This window comes from Polaribacter porphyrae, from assembly GCF_002954685.1.
GTDB classification, from domain to species: domain Bacteria; phylum Bacteroidota; class Bacteroidia; order Flavobacteriales; family Flavobacteriaceae; genus Polaribacter; species Polaribacter porphyrae.
The window spans coordinates 1,254,437-1,272,681 of the sequence record NZ_MSCN01000001.1 but is presented as its reverse complement, the minus strand read 5'-3'; the positions used below and the strand labels follow the sequence as shown (position 1 = coordinate 1,272,681).

Below are 18,245 nucleotides of genomic sequence, written 5' to 3'. Positions count from 1 at the left end.
ATACATAACTACAACATTTTTTAATTTTCTTTTTTATTCTCATTTTTAACATTTTTTAACATATAGGCTATCAAAGGTTTTTATGCTGTTTTGTTATTGTGTATGTTTTTTGTTGAGGGTTTTTTTATGTATTTAACAAGTTAATGTTGGTATTTTTACAGAATCAATAATTTAAAGTTATTTACATGAGAAAAAAAATAATGTTATTACTATTCCTAATTAACAGTGTTTTTGTTTTTGCACAAACAATCAACATTAAAGGAATTGTAAAGGATGCCAAAACAGGTGATATTTTACCTGGGGTAAGTATTCAAATTAAGGGAACTACTATTGGTACTGAAACTGATTTTGATGGAGTTTACAACTTATCAAAAGTAAAAAAAGGTGCTGTTTTGGTTTTTAATTATTTAGGATACAAAACAAAAGAGGTAATAGTTAACCAATCACAAATAGATGTTTCTTTAGATGAATCAGCCGAATCTTTAGATGAGATAGTAGTGATAGGTTATGGTACACAAACCAAGAAAGAAGTTACAGGAGCAGTTACAGTTGTTGGTAGTGCACAAATTGAAGATTTAAAGCCTACAAGAATTGAGCAGGCACTACAGGGTCAAGTAGCAGGAGTTAACATTACACAAAATTCAGGTTCTCCTGGAGCTGCATCTAATATTAGAATTAGAGGTGTTTCTACAAATGGAGATTCCAGACCATTAATCCTTTTAGATGGTAGGGTAATAGAAGATCTAAGTGTTGTAAATCCATCAGATATTGAGTCTATTAATATTCTTAAAGATGCAGCAGCAGGTATTTACGGAGTTAGAGCTGCAAATGGAGTTATTTTAGTAACAACTAAATCTGGAAGAAAAAATTCGGACTTTAAATCAACACTAAATATGTATACAGGTTTTCAGCAAACCACAAGAAAGATTCCTTTATTAAATGCTACAGAATATGCATTACTAGCAAATGAAGCTTTTGCAGCAAATGGTGAGGCTTTACCTTTTTCTAATGTAAGTGGTTTAGGTCAAGGAACTAATTGGCAAGATGAAGCATTTGAAACAGCACCAATATATAGTGTTGACTATACTTTAAATAAAGGTACTGAAAAATCTACTTATTCACTTGGCTTATCGGTTTTAAGTCAAGATGGTATAGTTGGTGGTGATAAAGCAAATTTTAACAGAAGAAATATTAGATTTAATTTTGATACAGATATACTAGAAAACTTAAAATTTACTTCTTCTACAATTTATACAAATACCAATAAAAGAAATCTGATCGAAGATGCTTTAGGATCAATATTATATAATGCATTGAATATGCCAGCAACAACACCTGTTAACGATGGTAATGGAGATTTCTCTAGACCTCCAGTAACAGGCACAGGAATAGAGGTTGCAAATCCACTTGCTCAAATAGATAATGCTGAAAATCGAACTTGGGTCAATAAAATTTCTGGAAGTTATGGGTTAAATTATAAGTTTTATGATTATTTCTCTGCAGAAACAAGATTCCAAGCCAATTATTCTGTTTCAACAACGAATACATTTAATCAAATCTATAGTTATGGAAATGGAAATGTTTTTAATATAGATCAATCAACTTTTGTAGATTTTAAACAAAATTTTTTCGATTATACATTTGATGCTTTTGTGAAATATGAAAGATTGTTTAATGATGTACATGATGTAAAAGCAATGATGGGTACATCAGTATTTAAATCTATAAGTAGATTTAAAACTATTTTAACAAGTAATGCAACAGGTACAGATTTAAATGATGTAAATATTGCTGGACCAGTAGCAAATGGAGACGGACTTGCAATTCATAGAAACAATAATGGAGGTTCAAATTTATCTTTTGATAGTAGGTTACTTTCATATTTTGCAAGATTACAGTATGCTTATGATGGTAAATATTTATTTTCTGCAGTAATTAGAAGAGATGGTTCTTCTAGCTTTGGTCCAGAAAACAAATTTGGTTTTTTTCCTACAGCATCTGTAGGTTGGGTAGCATCAGAAGAAGATTTTTTAAATGAATCTGAAGTTATAAACTTTTTAAAGTTTAGAGCAAGTTATGGTATAATTGGTAACGATAGAATTGATTTTGCAGGAGCATTTAGGTTTGTATCTTTATTAAGTGGAGAAGCAGAATATGTATTTAATAATCAATTAGTACAAGGAATCGCATCAGGACCAGTTGCAAACCCTGGAATTAAGTGGGAACAACAAATTCCACTAGACATAGGTGTAGATATAGAGCTTTTTAATAAAATCAATATCACAGCAGATTACTTTAAGAAAACTACTGAAGATCTTTTAGTGTCAGCTCAAACATCAGGTATTATAGGTGTTGCTGCTCCTGGTTCTTCAGTGCCAGTAGTTAATGCAGGTAATGTAGAGAATTCTGGTTTTGAATTTTCAATTGGATATAAAGAAACAGTTTCAGAAGATTTTAATTTTAACATAAATTACAATTTCACAACATTAGATAATGTAGTAACTTTTGTTGGTAATTCTACAGGAATAATTGAAGGAGGATCTTTTGGGGTAGGTCAAGAGCCACCATCTAGAATGGAAGCTGGATTCCCAATTGGATATTTTTACGGATATAAAACTAATGGGTTATTTCAAACCCAAGCAGATGTTAATGCACATGCAACTCAAACTAATGCAACACCAGGAGATTTAAGATTTGTTGATGTAAATGGTGATGGTATAATTGATAGTGATGATAGAACTTATATAGGTGATCCAATAGCAGACTTAACTATGGGTTTGAATTTATCTTTTAATTACAAGAGATTTGATTTTAGTGCTTATGCCTTTGCATCTTTAGGTAATGAAATAGTTAGAAACTATGAGAGAAATTTACCTTTAACAAACAGACCTACTTATTATTTAGATAGATGGACAGGTCCAGGAACTAGTAATACTTTTCCTAGAGTAACTACAGGTGCAACTGGTAATAATTTATTCTCTGATTTTTATGTTGAAGACGGTTCTTTTGTAAGATTACAAAATGTACAATTAGGCTATAGTTTTAGTGATAAAGTTTTAGAAAAATTAAGTTTTGACAAATTAAGATTTTACTTTTCAGCAACAAACTTATTTACATTGACTAAATACAGAGGTTATGATCCAACTACTTCAAATGGTAATCCAATTGGGGGAGGTATAGATCAAGGTTTTTATCCAAATCCAAAGACATTTTTATTTGGTATGAATGTTAATTTTTAATAATTTGAAATGATGAAAAATTTAAAAATAAAAATAACAGTAATTACAATCTTATGTTTAGGGTTAAATTATTCTTGTAGTGATGATTTTGTTGATGTTAAACCTACTTCAGAAAATTCTGAAGACTTTTTCAACTCTCAACAAGATTATGAAGACGCACTTATTGGTGCTTATGATTTATTGCAATCTACATATTTAAATGTAATGCTAGGAGAAATAGCGTCAGATAATACATTAGCAGGGGGAGAGAGTGCCACAGATACACCAGGTATTCAAGAGGTTGATGATATGGTACATACTCCTTTAAATGCTCAATTAAGAGATATTTGGAGCTGGATGTTTGCAGGTGTTAATAGAGCAAACTACATTTTAGAATTTAAAGATAAAACAGATTTTGCAGGTAGGGAGGTGATTATAGCTGAAGCCACTTTTTTAAGAGCTTATTATTATTTCGAGTTAGTAAAGTGGTTTGGTGACGTACCTTTGGCAGTTGACAAAAGAATTCAATTTGGAGAGCAATTTTCAATAGATAGAACACCAAAAGCAGATGTATATGCACAAATTGAAGCAGATTTAACTTTTGCAGCTAGTAATTTACCATATACCCAAACAGTTGCTGGTAAAGTTACCAAAGGAGCTGCTCAAGCTTTATTGGGTAAAGTATATTTATACCAAGATAAATTTGATCAAGCTGCAACAGTTTTAGATGATGTAATTCAAAATGGACCTTACACTTTAATCACTGATTATAAATCAATTTTTGAAGAAGCAGGAGAGAATAATGCAGAATCAGTATTTGAAGTTCAATACTTTGAGGGACAAGGTGCTAGTTTTTTATGTCTTCAATGTAGTGAGGGTAATGTAGCAGTAGGTTTTCAGGGAGTTAGAGCTTATGTTGGTCCAGATTATTCTTCTGGTTTTAGTTTTAATGTACCTGTACAGGAAGTTGTAGATGCTTTTCAGGTAGGAGATTTAAGGAAAGATGTAGCTATCCTAGATATAAATGCTTGGGCAGCAAGCACAGGAGCTACTTTCGGAACAGGATATGAGCATACAGGTTACTTTAACAGAAAGTATATTCCAAGAACAAGAAGCACAGGTGCTCAAGGAGACAGAAACTTAACAAATCCAAACAATTACAGAGCAATTCGTTTTGCGGATGTATTGTTAATGGCTGCTGAAGCTTTTAATAGACAAACAACTCCAGATGATACTAAAGCACAGGCGTATTTAAATAGAGTTAGAGAAAGAGCTTTTGGTAATACTAACAATAATATTACTTCTTCCGGTACTACTTTATACAATAATATTCTTGATGAAAGAAGAGTTGAATTAGTAGGTGAAGGGCATCGATTTTTTGATTTAGTGAGAACTGGTAAAGCAGCTACAGAAATCAATGGATTTCAAGAAGATAAAAATGAAGTATTTCCAATACCAGCGATTGAAATTCAATTAGCAGGAAATCGTTGGTGTCAAAATAAAGGATATTCAACTTCAACTTGTTCAACAAATTAAAATAGTAAATATGAAAAAAATTAAAAATTTATATAAATTTTTCTTCTTGCTACTAATAGTTGTAGCTTGTGATGAAGAATTAAGAGATATTTCTTTTGCACAAAGTATCGAATTACCATCTAATATAAGTGCAACTTACGATGTAACTCAAGACAATACAGGTTTAGTAACAATTACACCAACTGCAGACAGTACAGTTAGTTATGAAGTATATTTTGGAGATAATACTCCAGATCCAGCTATTGTTACGCAAGGAGAAAATGTACAGCATACTTATGCAGAAGGTACATATCAAGTAAAAATTGTTGCATCAAATTTAAATGGAGACAAAGTTGAAGCTACGCAACAATTAGTAGTATCCTTTAAAGCACCTCAAAATTTAGTAGTGGTTATAGAGAATGATGCTGCAATATCAAAACAAGTAAATATTACTGCAAATGCAGATTTTGCAACTATGTATGAGTTTGATTCTGGAGAAACTGGTGTTACTCAACCAGTAGCAAATGGTAATATAGGTAATACTATTTCTTATCAATATGCAACAGCAGGAACATATTCTGTTAAAGTAATAGCAAAAGGGGCTGCAATTGCAACAACTGAATATGCTGTAGATTTCGAAGTAACTGAAATTTTAGCTCCAATTGTAGCAGCCTCAAAGCCACCAACTAGAAATGATGTAGATGTTATCTCAATTTTTAGTGATGCATATACTGATGTTACTTTAGATGAGCTACCTACAAGTTGGTCTGTAGGTAATTTTGAAGCCGTAAATTTAAATAACGATAATGTATGGAAGTTAACTAGTCTAGATTTTTTAGGTATGGTTACAAACTACACTAATGGTATAGACGTATCTGCAATGGAGAAGCTTCATATAGATTATTGGGTGCCAGAAGGTGTAACAAATGAGTTATTAATAAAAATAGTAAATACTGTTGACGGAGGAGAAGATATAGAATCTCTAGGCACAACTGTTACAGGTTCGTGGCAAAGCATAGATATAGATATGACTGGATTTGATGGAGGTAATTTAGCAAATAAAGAAAAAATTACTCAAATTCTTATAGATTCTGATGGAATTGCTGGTGTAGTATATGTAGATAATTTCTATTTCTATAAAGCACCTTCAGGAGTTTCACCACCATTATTATCTGATGATTTTGAAGGGAATGGAAATATTCCTGCTTTTTCAGGTGATGCAGCTGGTGCTAATATTATTGATAATCCACAAAATAATGCTGGTAACTTTTCAAATAAAATTTTAGAATACACAGATACAGGTGGGCAATATGCAAATATACAATTTACTGCTCCAACTAAATTTGACTTAAAAAATGGGCAAAGTGTATTTTCTATAAATCTTTATGTACCATCATCAAGTATTACTGGTAACCAAACTAACCAAGTATCTCTAAAACTTCAAAATAGTGATTTGGGAGGGAACTCATGGCAAACACAGACTGAAATTATTAAAACAATAGTTTTAGATCAATGGCAAACAGTTACTTTCGATTTTGTAAATGATAATTGGATTAACCTAAACAATAATGGTGTAGATCCGGATCCAGTAGATCGTACAGATTTAGATAAAGTAGTAATTCAGTTAAACTCTGAAAATAATAATGATGCAGTTACTGGTTATATAGATGATTTTTACTATGGAGTTGCTCAAGTACAAGATACTGCTCCTATTGTAAAAGATGGTTTTGAAGGTCAAGGAACCATTCCAGCATGGGTAGGAGATGCTGCTGGAGCAAATACTTCTTTTGCAAATCCGTTTGTAAATGCTGACAATAATTCAGCTACTGTTTTAGAATATACAGATACTGGTGGTCAGTATGCAAATGTTAACTTTACTGTTGCAAACAAATTCAATTTAGTAAACAAAAGTAAATTCTCAATAAAAATATATGTTCCATCATCTAGTATATCTGGTAGTCAAAATAATCAAGTATCTTTAAAATTACAGAATAGTGATTTAGGAGGAAATTCTTGGCAAACACAAACAGAAATTATTAAAACAATAGTTTTAGATCAATGGCAGGTGATCACTTTTGATTTTGTAAATGATAATTGGATTAATCTAAACAATAATGGTGTTGATCCAGACCCTATTGATAGAACTGATTTAGATAAGGTTGTGATTCAAATTAATGGAGAAAACAATAACGATACTGTTACTGCATATATTGATAATGTTAACTATTATTAAAAAGATTTAAAGATGAAAAAAATAAAAAATAAGCTCATAGTATTATTTTCATTAATTACAGTATTATATAGCTGTCAAGAAGATGAATATTCGTTTGGAGAAATTATTACACCATCAAACATACAAATTACAGCAGAAGTAATTGGTGTTGATTCAAACAATCCTAATGGAGATGGAAGTGGTGAGGTAAAATTTACAGTTACTGCAGACAATGCAGTTTCTTTTAAATTTGTTCATGATGGTGCTGAATATTTAGCATTAACAGGTGAACAAAAAATCATATTTAGTAAATTAGGTCTGAATACATATACAGTAACTGCAGTTGCTTCAGGTACTGCTGGTGTATCATCTAGTAAGACTATTCAAGTTGATGTTTTAGCTACCTACTCACCTCCAAATGATTTAACTGCTAAATTATTTGGTTTTGACCCTGCTAATCCAAATACACCTAGTTCCAAAACATGGAAAATTCAATCAGCTAAACCAGGTCATTTTGGTTTAGGACCTGTTGGGGGGACAACTCCAACTGAATGGTATGGTGCTGGTATAGACGAAAAAAATGGTGTTGGGATGTATGATGATCGAATTACCTTTAGTTCAGATGGTACATATTCTCATGTTACTAATGGAGATATATTTGGTAGAGACCCTCATGTTATTAATGATTTAGGACCTAATACAGCAGGTACTGTAGATGGTGCAGATATATTAAACTATGCTTATGCAGATTATTCAGCAACTTATTCATTAACAGCTCCAGGTGGAGTTGAAACAATAAATTTAACAGGTAATTCTTTTATTGGATATTATACAGGTGGAAATCATCAGTATGAAATTTTTGGTAGAGATACACCAAATGAAATGATCTTAAGAACAACAGATGCAGACAGTACCTTTGACTGGTGGTTTATTATTGTGGCAGAATAATTTCATATTATTTTGTAATTAAAATGTAAGGTCAGTTTTTTACTGGCCTTATTTAATATAAGCTCTTTATTTATAATATAAGTTTAACTAATTTTATATTAGAAATCTTTATTTAAGTATTTATTATAACTTATTTCCGCCTATACAATACCACAACACAGTAGTGTTTCTTTAGCTTACTCTAAATCCATTAATCCATAGTGTTTATTACAGATTTCACTTTATATAATGTTAAAATTGCATTGTATGCTTATTGTTGAGGTGTTTTTTATGAGATTCGCAATAAATTAACTCTAAATTTATGAAACTTAATAATTCAAATAATTAACCTGTGCATATATTGTTTATGTACAATTAAACTTAAAAAGAAAATTATGAAAAACATTTTTTTAAGATTACTACTTTTCTTAATTGCTTTCAATTCTTTCAGTCAAGTCCAAAAGGTATCTGTTACTAAAGATACTAATGGTATGAAATTAATGATTGATGGCAAACCTACAATGGTAAATGGTATCAATTGGGATTATGTTCCTATTGGATTCAATGTATTGGATGCTAAATTTTGGGAAAAACCAGATGATGTAATTAAGGCTGGTTTAGATGGAGAAATGCCTCTGTGGCAAAATATGGGAGTAAATGCAATAAGGACATATATTGGTATGCCTCCAAAATGGATCAAATACATTTATGAAAACTTTGGTATTTATACTATGATTAACCATCAATTTGGTGCCTATGGTTTAACTTTAGATGGAGTATGGTATGCAAAAACAGATTATGCAGATCCTAAAGTAAGAAAACACCTAATTGATGCTTCTGTAGAAATGGCAAAAACTTATGAAAATACGCCAGGTTTATTACTTTTTATGTTAGGTAATGAGAACAACTATCACTTAACTTGGGAAGGGGCAGAAACTGATGAAGGCGTTATAATAAGTGATGATGACCCTGCTAAAAGAGCACAAGCAAGAGCAATGTATAAGCTGTTTAATGATGCTACAGTAGCTATGAAAGCAATCGTTAAAAATCACCCAATAGGTATATGTAATGGAGACTTATTGTATTTAGACATAGTAGCAGAAGAATGTAAAGATATAGATATTTATGGTACAAATATGTATCGTGGAGAATCGTTCTATGATGCTTTTGATAGAGTTAATAAAGAATTTGGTAAACCTATTTTATTCACAGAGTTCGGGTCTGATGCTTTTAATGCTAGAGATATGAAAGAAGATCAGTTAATGCAAGCTTATTATATGGTTAGTAATTGGTCTGAAATTTATGCAAATGCTTACGGTCTTGGTAAAGCTCAAAACTCAATTGGAGGTTTTACTTTTCAATCTAGTGATGGTTGGTTTAAAGCAGGTTTCAACGATAGAAAAAATGCAGATGTTCACGACACTAAAGCATCGTGGCCAAGTAACGGATATAGTAGAGATCAGGCTAAAAAAGATGATAAAAACATGAATGAAGAATGGTTTGGGATAGCTGCTAAAGGGCCTACAGATGTAAGAGGACTTTATACACTTTATCCAAGAGCTTCATACTACGCTTTAAAAGAAGCTCACGAATTAGATCCTTTTAATAGTACGCAAGAATCTGTCAAAAATCATTTCAAAAATATCAATTTGATGGCTGCAGTTTTAAAAGCTAGAGGAGATAAAGCTTCTATGGGTGGAGGAAAAAAATTAGAAATTAGTAGCTTAAGAGCTGAATTTACAACTTTTAATACAGGCGGTTCATTAACTACTACACCACAATTTGCAGATGGTACAGGTCAAACTTATCCAGATAGGAGAGGATTCGATCATATGCAATCTTATTTTGTAGGTGTTAAAGGTCAACCAGCAGCAAATATTAGCGCTGAAGTTAATTTTAATATTTTGGGTAATATAGCAGGTAACCCAATAGATGATATTTTTTATGAAAATGTTGGAAGACCCATCCAAGTCGATTCTCCTAATGGAATTTTAACTTTAACAGACAATAATAGGTTAAGAGTTTATAATGCTGAATTTGAATGGAGTGCAGATGACTTCGAAATGAGAGGTTTTTATAGAACAGGTCATTATCACTGGGGCTATGAAGGAGATTTCTTCGGTATATATCCTGAAGCAAACTATGGACCTAATTTAGACATTTATAATGGTGAAATCCTTGGAATAGAAGTAGATGGTAAAGGATCATTATCTGGTTTGAAAGCTGCTTTTGGACCACAGCTTTGGTGGGGAGCTAACCCAGCCGTTTTGTTAAAGTATCAAAGAAATTATAAAGGTTATGATTTTTCAGCTGTTTATCACAAAGATTTAGTACAAGGTGGAGGTATTGATGCAAGCGGAAACAGAGTTCTAGATCCTACTCAATTAAGAACAGGTGTTATACCTGCATTACCAACAGAAAGAGCTACAATCGCTGTTGAGAAAAAAGGGAAAAACTTTGGTATGCAACTTGGTGCTATTTGGGCAGGTAGGCCTTTAAATGGAAGAGTTTATCAAGATGTGAATTCTAATGGACAAGTTGTAAATGATAAAATTCAAGCCAAAGATAATTGGGGAGGTAAAGCAAAAGTTACCTATTCTAATGGAGGTTTTAATTGGTATGCACAAGGTTCTGTAATGGGGCTTGTAGCTAATGGTGGTGCAGATCCAACATTAACTTTTACTGGATGGAAATTAAAAGATTCTGGTAGTGGAAACATGAGTAATGTACTTACTGGTATTGCATATAATTTTGGAGGTAAGTTTCAAATTGCACCAAACTTTATGTACCAAAAACCTTTAGTTGATGCTATGCCAAATGGAGTTAATGCTCCAGGAAGATTAAGAAACTTTATTGATGATCCGTTTGTTGTTAGAGGAGGAAACAGAGAGATGACTGCTGGTGAAATATTGTTTACTTATGATCCTACTCCTGCAACTTACATGTATAATTGGGATAATGATATGGCAGAAGATGCAAAGTTTGCATTTAACCTTGGTTTTGTGTATCGTAGTTTACCTACTACACAAGATGCAGCTATTGGGTTTTTAGCAAATCGTTCTTCATTTGCCTTTTCAAAATCAGCTCCAGCAAGAGATTTATGGGAAGTAAATTCAAAAATAGTATCTAAGGCTACTCCTAGTTTAGGAATGATTGCAAACCTTTACTATGGTACAGGTCAAGCAAATGGAGATAGTGATAGACTTATCTATAGAGGAGGTGCAGATTTAAGAATGATTTATAACAAAATGAAAATAACAGGTATGGTTAAGGTAAACGACTGGGGACCTTTTGATTACCATAGAGATTTTAACTTAACATTTCCTTTACAATTAATGTTAGATGTTTCAACGTCAGTAGGTAAACCAAACTGGTTTATCTTACCAGATACGAAAGTTGGTATTAGAGGTACTTGGAGATCTTTAAATGAATTTTCACCAAGATATTCTCCAAACCAAACTTCAGGTGCTTTTGCAACTGCTCCTACATTGAGCCCTGTAGGCTTTCCAAATGGTTCAGAATGGGAGATTAGAACTTATATTCATATAAATATTGGTAAATAAAAAGAAAGAAAATGAAAACAAATAAATTTATATATTCAAAAATCACATTCTTTTTAGGTCTGATTCTATTGACCACAACAAGTTGTGAAAGAGACATAACAGACGAGAATAATTTTGCAACATTTCCTACTACAGCAAATGTATTTATAGACGCTCCAGTAGGTCTTACAGATGAATTCTTTATCTCGTTCGATCCAGCAGGAGGAGCAAATACAGAAGGTTTTGGTACAGATGAAATAATATTTTATGAAGGAACTAGCTCAATAAGAGTTGATGTACCATCACCTAGCGATCCTAATGGAGGTTTTATAGGCGGTATATTTAGAGATAGAGGAGAAGGAAGAGATTTGTCAGGTTTCGATGCGTTAACTTTTTGGATAAAAGGTACCACTTCAGCTAAAGTAGGTTTACTCGGTTTTGGAACTGATTTTATTACAGATACTCACCCTGTAACAATTCAAAATTATGAGTTATCAACAGGTTGGAAAAAAGTAATTATTCCAATTCCTGATCCAAGTAAGTTAACTCAAGAAAAAGGAATGTTTATTTTTTCTGCTGGTACAGAAAGTACTGGTGGTCAGGCATTTACTTTTTGGATTGATGAAATTAAATTTGAGAAATTAGGTACATTAAAATTGAAAAACTTTTATATTCAAAATGGTAACGATGAAGAAATAAATGCTTTTACCGGAGTTAGACAAACAATTACAGGTTTAGGTGCAGTTTATAATTTACCAAATGGAATAAATCAGAATATTACAATAGCACCTTCTTATTTCGATTTTGAATCTAGTGACTCATCAGTAACTGGTGATTTCCAATTTAATAATGATGGAGGTATTTTTGCCCCAGTAATTGGTGTGGGTAGGTCAAAAGTTACTGCGCAATTAGCAAACGTTCAAGCTAAAGGATCTTTAATTATAAATGGTCAAGGCTCATTTCCACATGCACCTGTTCCTACAAAACCAGCCAGTGATGTAGTTTCTATTTTTAGTGATGCTTACACTAATGTTCCTGTAAGACATTACAATGGATTTTTTCAAGGATCGAATACAACAGGAGGAGCTGGTTCAGATCCTAACAATGTAGATATTCAAGCTCCTTTTGTTAACGGAGATTTAGATAATATAATCAATTATAAAATGCTTGACTTTGTAAGTATTGGTATGTATGAAGCTGTATCTAATGTAGATGTAAGTGCTACCACCCATTTTCATGTAAACATAAATGTTAGAGAAAATGTAGATAATGGAGATTTTATAAGAATTGAATTTGAAAGTGGTACAGGTTCAGGCACAACATCAGGAGGCACTTACACTGTTAATGCTGCTGCTTTGAGGAATGCAGATGCTAATGGGTGGGTAAGTGTAGACGTTCCACTGTCAAGCTTTTCAGGGTTCAATAACCCAAGTTCTTTAGGGCAAATATTCTTTGTTTCTTCAAATACTATATCAGATATTTGGGTAGATAATGTATATTTTTATAAAAATTAACAGTAGAAAACATTAACAATGAAAAATATATTTAAAAATAAATTACAATTTAAAGTTCTATTTTGTCTTAGCTTTATAATATTTTTAAGCTGCGATACAGATGAAACTCAAACTGTGGCTACACTCAATAATTTAGTCTGGGCAGATGAATTTGATACAAATGGTACACCAGATTCAGGAAAATGGAATCTTTTAACGGGTGATGGAACAGCACAAGGAATACCTGGTTGGGGTAATAATGAACTACAAACTTACACTGATAGAAGTGATAATGTAACAGTACAAAATGGTGTACTAATTATAACTGCTAAAGAAGAAGATTTTCAAGGCAAATCTTATACTTCTGCAAGAATTACTACAAAAGGGAAATTAGATCAGCAATATGGAAGGTTTGAAGCTAGAATAAAATTACCAACTGGTAAGGGAATTTTTCCAGCATTTTGGCTTTTAGGCGATGATAATAATGGATCACTAGTATGGCCTCAAATAGGTGAAATTGATATCATGGAATTTTTGGGTGATGAGCCAACTACTGTTTTTGGAACTATACATGGTCCAAATTATTCTGGAGCTAACTCAATAACAAAAAAATATGAAATTCAAAATGATAGATTTGATACTGGTTTTCATGTTTTTGGAGTTGAGTGGACACCAAACCAAATCAACTGGTATGTAGATGGAGATTTATATCAATCTATAACACCTGCAGATGTTTCAGAAGAAACTGACGGAACAGGAGAATGGGTTTTTAATAGACCATTTCATATCATTTTAAATGTTGCTGTTGGTGGTAATCTACCAGGCTCTCCAAATGCAGAAACTGATTTTCCTCAAAGAATGTTAGTAGATTATGTTAGAGTTTATAATTAATATAAAAATCATGAAAAATTTAATAAAAAAAGTAAGTATAATCTCTTTATCACTCTTATCAATACTATTGATAAATTCTTGTGAAGACAATGGAGATAACAACTCAAGTGCTCTTGGAGCAGTTGAAGCCAGATTCACTAGAGTTCAAGAAGGTAAAACAATAACTTTTATCAATATTTCAGAAAATGCAACTTCGTATTTATGGGATTTTGGAGATGGTACTACATCCACATTAATAGAGCCAGTTAAAAAGTATCTTAACGGAACTTATACTATAAAATTGACTGCTACCAACGAAAATGGTTCTAGTACTGTTGAAGACTCAATATTAATAGATGGTTGTGTTGATGAAACAGCAGAAAACATAGATCCAGCTAATGGTCCTTTAAACTGGACTTTTTTGAATGCGAATGGTAATGCAAGTTTTGATGCATTTGGTAATATTGGTGGTGGTATAGTAACTAATCCTAAATTAGATGCTGTGAATTCTAGCTGTAATGTTTTTTCATATACTAAAGCTATTGGTTGTGAAACTTGGTCTGGTGCAGGGTATGTTTTGAATACTTCTTTAGATTTTTCTACAATGTCAGAAAAAATCTTTAAGTTAAAAGTTTATGCAGAAACGCAAATCACTGATGTTACATTATTATTAGAGTTTCAACCTTTTCCAAATAATAACCCTTTCGAACAAAGACTTGCAAGTATTACTCAAGTAGGTGAATGGCAAGAATTAACATTCGATTTTTCTAATGTCAATACAGGTACTTTTAAAAATATTGTGATCTATTTTGAAAGAGGAGCAGCTTGTGATGGTGATGTATATTATTTTGATGACCTTATTCAGCAATAATAAAATGATGAGTTGGAAATTATTTAAATAATTTCCAACTCATATTTACATACGTAATTTTTAGAAGTTTTAAACTTCAACCAACAATTAAAATAAAAGTTAAAAATAAAAACATTGTTTTTCATGCTAAATAGCATGTTTTAAGTACAGTTTTATAATGACCAACACTACCACTTTAGAAGTTAGAGGTGAACTATTAGAAATCAATAACGAATCTTTTTATAAAATATCCAATAGTCATACAATGCGTCCATTTTTTATGACGATTGTTTCAGATTCTAATCATTGGATGTTTATTTCAAGTAATGGTGGATTAACTGCAGGTAGAAAGAATGCAGATTATTCTTTGTTTCCATATTATACAGATGATAAATTAACTGAACTATCAGAAACTACAGGCTGTAAATCTATATTTAAAATTACTAAAAATGGTAATACAAACTTATGGGAACCTTTTTCTGAAAGACAAGCAGGTATTTACAAGATTACAAGAAACTTGTACAAGAATATTTATGGAAATAAATTAATCTTTGAAGAAATTAATCATGATTTAGAAGTTACATTTACCTACGAGTGGAACTCTAGTGATGAATATGGTTTTGTTAGAAAAGCTACTTTAAAAAACAATGCAAATAGTAAGTTAGAGATATCATTAATAGATGGTTTACAGAACATTCTACCTTATGGTGTAAGTGCAGATTTACAAGGTATAAGAAGTAATTTAGTAGATGCATATAAAAAATGTGAATTACAGAAAGATTCTGGACTAGGCATTTATGCTTTAAGTGCTATTATTGTAGATAAAGCAGAACCTAGTGAAGCTCTAAAAGCAAATTTAGTATGGTCTTTAGGATTAAAAAACCCAACCTATTTATTATCATCTTCTCAATTAAATAATTTTAGAAGAGGTGTAACTTTAGAGCAAGAAGTAGATGTTAAAGCAGAAAAAGGAGCATATTTTTTAAATGCTGACATCAAATTAGATGAAAATTCAGAAAAAACTTGGATTCAAGTAGCAAATGTAAATCAAACAGTTTCTGATGTTATTCGTATTTCTGTATTAATCAAAAGTGATGAAAATCTTGAACAAATTTTAAATGATAGTATTGAAGAGGGTACAAAAAACTTGATTAATTTAGCTGCAGCTTCTGATGGGCTTCAGTTATCAAACGATGCTCTCGTAAATACAAGACACTTTTCAAATACACTTTTCAATATTATGAGAGGTGGTATTTTTGATAATAATTATACAATCGGAAAAGATGATTTTACTACATATTTAGCTCATGCAAATAAGCAATTATACAAAGCTAGAAAGAATGAGTTAGACCAACTTCCACAAGAATTTACATTATCATTTATAAAAGAATTAGCAGAAAAAGACGCTGATAAAGATTTTAAACGCCTTTGTTTAGAATATTTACCATTAAAATTTAGTAGAAGACATGGAGACCCAAGTAGACCTTGGAATAAGTTTTCTATTAATACCAAAAGTGAAGTTGATGGCTCTAAAATATTAGATTACGAAGGTAATTGGAGAGATATTTTTCAAAACTGGGAAGCATTAGCACACTCATATCCTCAATTTATAGAGAGTATGATTCATAAGTTTTTAAATGCTACCACTTTTGAAGGTTATAATCCTTATAGAGTTACCAAAGGAGGTTTTGATTGGGAAATTATTGAAGAAAACGACCCTTGGTCTTACATAGGTTATTGGGGAGATCATCAAATTATCTATTTACTAAAGTTTTTAGAATTTATAGAAAATTATTATCCATCAAAATTAGCGGAGTTGTTTGATGATGAAATTTTTGTCTACGCAAACGTTCCTTACATTATAAAATCATATCAAGATATTTTAAAGAATTCAAAAGATACTATAGATTTTGATCATCGTTTAAACGAAACAATTGACGAAAGAAGAGCAGAATTAGGAGCTGATGGGGCTTTACTAACAGCAAATAATAGTATTTATAAAGTTAACTTAATAGAAAAATTACTCGTTACAGTATTAGCAAAAGTATCTAACTTTATTCCAGAAGGAGGTATTTGGTTGAATACACAACGTCCTGAATGGAATGATGCCAACAACGCATTAGTTGGTAATGGAGTTTCTATGGTTACATTATATTACCTACGTAGATTTATCAATTTCTTTGAAGAAGTTGTAGAAAAAGCAAACACTACCGAAATCAGTATATCTGAAGAAGTTGCAACAATGTTCACAGAAATCTTACAAATTTTAGATGCAAATGCTGGTATTTTAAGTAGAAAAGTAACAAATAGCGAAAGAAAAACAATTTTAGATGGTGTTGGCATACCTGCAAGTAATTATAGAGAGTTAATTTATAAAGAAGGTTTTTCAACAAAAAAATCATCGCTTACAAAAGCATCTTTAATGCACTTTTTTGCTGTAACAAAAAACTATTTAGATCATAGTATAAGAGCCAATAAACGTTCAGATAATATGTATCATGCTTATAACCTAATGACAATAGAAAACGAAAAAGAAATTTCAATTTCCTATCTGTCAGAAATGTTAGAAGGGCAAGTTGCAGCATTAAGTTCTGGGTATTTAACACCAAAACAAGCTTTGAGTTTGTTAGATGGTTTAAAAGCTTCTGCATTGTTTAGACCAGATCAATACAGCTATATTTTATACCCAAATAAAGATTTGCCAAGATTTGAAAATAAAAATAATATTACTTCAAGTAAAGTTGATAACTCTAAATTACTATCAAAATTAGTAAAAGATGGTGATAGAAGCATAGTTGAAAGAGATATTTTAGGTAACTATCATTTCAATGGTAATTTTAATAATGCAAACAGTGTAAAAGATGCATTGTCTAATTTATCAGAAGAATATAAAGATTTAGTAGCTAAAGAAACAGATTATATTTTAGAAGTTTTTGAAGATATTTTTGATCATAAATCGTTTACTGGACGTTCAGGAACATTCTTTGGTTATGAAGGTTTAGGCTCTATTTACTGGCATATGGTTTCAAAACTATTATTAGCAGTTCAAGAAAATTGTTTATTGGCAATAAATACCAATGAAGATGAAGTTGTTATAGGTAAATTACTAGACCATTATTACGAAATTGAAGCTGGTATTGGTGTACATAAATCACCAAAATTATATGGTGCTTTTCCAACAGATGCGTATTCACATACACCTGCTACAAAAGGTGCACAGCAACCAGGAATGACAGGTCAAGTAAAAGAAGATATTTTATCTAGAATTGGTGAGTTAGGTGTTTTTGTTGAAAATGGTAAAGTTACTTTTAAACCAAGGTTATTAAAAAAATCAGAGTTTTTAGATGCACCACAAACATTTAATTATGTTGATGTAGATAGTGTAAATCAACAGTTAAATATTGATGAAAATCAATTGTGCTTTACTTATTGTCAAGTACCAATTGTGTATTCAATTTCAGATAATACAGGTGTAGAGGTTATATTCAATAATGATAAAACCACAGATTTTAGTGATTTATCTTTAAGTAAAGAAATCAGCACAAAACTATTTGAAAGAACTAATGAAATTAATCATATAAAAGTATCCATTACAAAGTAATATCGATGAGTAACAAC

Annotated in this window: 9 protein-coding genes; all 9 read left to right on the top strand. The window is 31.4% G+C overall.

The genetic code is table 11. The features are described 5' to 3' along the window. The first annotated feature begins 185 nt into the window (after positions 1 to 185). The 9 genes from BTO18_RS05725 to BTO18_RS05685 all read left to right on the top strand — a co-directional run bounded on the left by BTO18_RS05725 (position 186) and on the right by BTO18_RS05685 (position 18,228). The gene (locus BTO18_RS05725; protein WP_105015308.1) at positions 186 to 3,239 is read left to right on the top strand and encodes a SusC/RagA family TonB-linked outer membrane protein; all 3,054 of its coding nucleotides are present in this window, start codon (positions 186 to 188) and stop codon (positions 3,237 to 3,239) included. 12 nt (positions 3,240 to 3,251) lie between these two features. Further along, complete coding sequence (locus BTO18_RS05720) at positions 3,252 to 4,754, top strand: RagB/SusD family nutrient uptake outer membrane protein (RefSeq protein ID WP_105017513.1); 1,503 nt, start codon at positions 3,252 to 3,254, stop codon at positions 4,752 to 4,754. Between the two features lie 10 nt (positions 4,755 to 4,764). Continuing rightward, the gene (locus BTO18_RS05715) at positions 4,765 to 6,966 is read left to right on the top strand and encodes a PKD domain-containing protein (RefSeq protein ID WP_105015307.1); all 2,202 of its coding nucleotides are present in this window, start codon (positions 4,765 to 4,767) and stop codon (positions 6,964 to 6,966) included. A 12-nt stretch (positions 6,967 to 6,978) separates the two neighbouring features. Continuing rightward, on the top strand, positions 6,979 to 7,893 hold the full coding sequence (locus BTO18_RS05710; RefSeq protein WP_105015306.1) for a glucan endo-1,3-beta-D-glucosidase: 915 nt from the start codon (positions 6,979 to 6,981) through the stop codon (positions 7,891 to 7,893). Between the two features lie 374 nt (positions 7,894 to 8,267). Further along, on the top strand, positions 8,268 to 11,435 hold the full coding sequence (locus BTO18_RS05705; RefSeq protein ID WP_105015305.1) for a glycoside hydrolase 5 family protein: 3,168 nt from the start codon (positions 8,268 to 8,270) through the stop codon (positions 11,433 to 11,435). Positions 11,436 to 11,446: 11 nt separating this feature from the next. Then, positions 11,447 to 12,928 carry a CIA30 family protein gene (locus BTO18_RS05700; RefSeq protein ID WP_105015304.1) on the top strand — a complete coding sequence of 494 codons (1,482 nt, stop codon included), beginning with the start codon at positions 11,447 to 11,449 and terminating at the stop codon, positions 12,926 to 12,928. Positions 12,929 to 12,946: 18 nt separating this feature from the next. Then, positions 12,947 to 13,798 carry a glycoside hydrolase family 16 protein gene (locus BTO18_RS05695; protein WP_105015303.1) on the top strand — a complete coding sequence of 284 codons (852 nt, stop codon included), beginning with the start codon at positions 12,947 to 12,949 and terminating at the stop codon, positions 13,796 to 13,798. Positions 13,799 to 13,808: 10 nt separating this feature from the next. Further along, entirely contained in the window at positions 13,809 to 14,648 is an 840-nt protein-coding gene (locus BTO18_RS18140; protein ID WP_170063238.1) for a PKD domain-containing protein, read from the top strand. A gap of 157 nt (positions 14,649 to 14,805) precedes the next feature. Further along, a complete protein-coding gene (locus BTO18_RS05685) occupies positions 14,806 to 18,228 on the top strand; it encodes a 1,3-beta-D-glucan phosphorylase, GH149 family (RefSeq protein ID WP_105015301.1) in 3,423 nt (1,140 codons plus the stop codon). Positions 18,229 to 18,245: the final 17 nt, after the last annotated feature.

Bases quoted from the DNA above. Each gene is read 5' to 3' on its own strand.
- BTO18_RS05705 (WP_105015305.1), top strand. From the start codon at position 8,268: ATGAAAAACATTTTTTTAAGATTACTACTTTTCTTAATTGCTTTCAAT.
- BTO18_RS18140 (WP_170063238.1), top strand. From the start codon at position 13,809: ATGAAAAATTTAATAAAAAAAGTAAGTATAATCTCTTTATCACTCTTA.
- BTO18_RS05700 (WP_105015304.1), top strand. From the start codon at position 11,447: ATGAAAACAAATAAATTTATATATTCAAAAATCACATTCTTTTTAGGT.
- BTO18_RS05725 (WP_105015308.1), top strand. From the start codon at position 186: ATGAGAAAAAAAATAATGTTATTACTATTCCTAATTAACAGTGTTTTT.
- BTO18_RS05710 (WP_105015306.1), top strand. From the start codon at position 6,979: ATGAAAAAAATAAAAAATAAGCTCATAGTATTATTTTCATTAATTACA.
- BTO18_RS05695 (WP_105015303.1), top strand. From the start codon at position 12,947: ATGAAAAATATATTTAAAAATAAATTACAATTTAAAGTTCTATTTTGT.
- BTO18_RS05715 (WP_105015307.1), top strand. From the start codon at position 4,765: ATGAAAAAAATTAAAAATTTATATAAATTTTTCTTCTTGCTACTAATA.
- BTO18_RS05720 (WP_105017513.1), top strand. From the start codon at position 3,252: ATGAAAAATTTAAAAATAAAAATAACAGTAATTACAATCTTATGTTTA.
- BTO18_RS05685 (WP_105015301.1), top strand. From the start codon at position 14,806: ATGACCAACACTACCACTTTAGAAGTTAGAGGTGAACTATTAGAAATC.